Annotated in this window: 2 protein-coding genes; both read left to right on the top strand. The window is 30.2% G+C overall.

The genetic code is table 11. The annotated features are described in order from the left end of the window. Window positions 1-247 precede the first annotated feature (247 nt). Window positions 248-1,066: a hypothetical protein gene (locus JMO20_RS14540; protein WP_202710423.1), complete on the top strand. Its 819-nt coding sequence runs from the start codon at window positions 248-250 to the stop codon at window positions 1,064-1,066. Between the two features lie 267 nt (window positions 1,067-1,333). Beyond that, window positions 1,334-1,978: a hypothetical protein gene (locus tag JMO20_RS14545; RefSeq protein WP_202710424.1), complete on the top strand. Its 645-nt coding sequence runs from the start codon at window positions 1,334-1,336 to the stop codon at window positions 1,976-1,978. Window positions 1,979-2,200 lie beyond the last annotated feature (222 nt).

Below are 2,200 nucleotides of genomic sequence, written 5' to 3' on the forward strand. Positions count from 1 at the left end.
ATAACAAGGTGTTTACACTAGTTGTACTTAGAAAAGTATTTGTAGTGATGTACACCAACACCTTCTCACTGGGAGCAAAGCTCCACCAAAGAGTATTCCTTTGGGGTCCAGTTCGAAGGCGTCGTAAACACCAAAGACGTTATATGACAGATGGCACAACGTTGAGAGAAGGCTAATGAGAAATTTTCAATAATTATTCATAAGAGTGAAAAGAGATATTTATTTTATGTGAATGGAGGAGATAAGCGTGGTAGATAAGAAATATTATGGTGAAAGAATAGGAGTTATTAAGACAGATAAATGTGACTTTGAAATGCTTAAAAAATTATTTTTGAATCTTTATATAAAACTTGACAATGAACTGTATTTTCATGAAGGCATGGGATACTATTGTACAGATGAAGGGAATGTTATTGGAACAATAGGCAAAGATATTGCTGCAGAGATTTATTTGAAAACTGGACTTGAGGAAGTTTGGCCAATAAAGGGTTATATATATGATTACGATGAAGTAGAGTTTTTTACAATAATTGAGTTTTTATATGAATATGTATCTGCTCCAATAGATAAATATTATCATGAGTGGAATAATTGTGGTTGGCATGCAACTTCATTTGATAAAGAAAAAGGACAGAAGAAGTTTCGTGAAGAAGTAAATAAGCTTTTAGATAGATATGAGGAAGATTACTGTTTAAGTGATTCAGGTGAGATATACACTGAATCTCCCAATGGTTTATCTTCATTGATTGAGAAAAAAATAGATACTGGAGATATAAAAAATGTAGATGATAGAGTTAAATATGCTATATCAAAGTTTTTAAGATACGATTCTAATATTAATGAGAAGAAAGATGCGGTTAGAACTCTCGCTGATATTTTAGAGTATTATAAAAAGCAGGGAATTAGATTTGAAAATAAGGATGATAGTGATCTTTTTAATATAATTAATGGGTTTGATATTAGACATCATAATAAACTACAGCAGAGTAATTATGATAAAGAACTTTGGTATGAATGGATGTTTTATACTTTTTTAGCTTCAATAAATGTCTTGATAAAAAAATAAGGTATATGTCTTAAGATAGTGGTTTTATAAAGTTCTAAGCATATTGGTAAACCATCCATCATATAACAAAATGTTTGCGCAAGGGCACTCGGAGAAAAGGAGTTAGGGATAGCGAGCGCCACACATTCTCACTGGGAGACAAGCTCCACCAAGAGGTATTCCTTTTGGGTCCAGTTCGAAGGTGTCGCAAACACGGAGACGTTATGTGACATAATAAACTACTTATGTAAAAAATTAATGATTTACTTAGTAAGGAGGTCTAATTACATGCTTTTAAATGTTTTCGATAAATACAAGGAGTTATTTACTTTCAAATCTTTGTATTTAAAACATATTAATAAACGGAAACTAGTTTTTATGTGTATATTAAGTTTGATGCTTTGTATTCTTATATATTACGTATATATAAGATTAGAAGTTGCTATTATTTTATTATTTTTATGTTGGCCATTTTTAATTTTTATTCCGTTCTTCTTTTCTGAAGTTAAGCGTATTATAGTGGATGTTTATCATAAAAAAGATAGAGATGATTTTTTAAAGTATAGGAAAAAAATATTTGAAAAATATTTAAATGAGTTAGAATTAGATGACCCAAAAAAATTAGAAGTTTTTATTAAAATGATAGATAGAAAAGCAGAAGAAAATAAACCAAAGTTTTTTATTAGCAGAGGCATAATTGCTGGTATATTTGCACCTATATGGATTGCGTACATAAATAGGATATTTAATGATTCAATTTCAAATTTTCAGGAAGCAACAGTGATTTTTATATTCATGGTTTTTATTATTGCATTAATTATGGGAATAAGTTATATGATTAAGCCAATTAGTGATGAATTAATGAATGGAGAGTATCTTAGCTGGAATAGTTTAAGTAATCTTATTAGAGAAGTATATATTAAGAAACTATGATAAATGAAAAGTTTATTACATCACATAACAAAATGTTTGCACGAGGGTGCACTTGGGAAAGTTTTTAGGGACTTGTGCACCACACCTTTTCACTGGGAGCAAAGCTCCACTTTAAGGTATTCCTTATAGGTCCAGTTCGAAGGAATCGCAAACACCAAGACGCTAGACGAAATCGCCATATGGAGGTAAAATCATGAATTACTTAGTGATTAAAGAACATAA

This window comes from Sporosalibacterium faouarense (assembly GCF_016765695.1).
GTDB lineage: Bacteria > Bacillota > Clostridia > Tissierellales > VENL01 > Sporosalibacterium > Sporosalibacterium faouarense.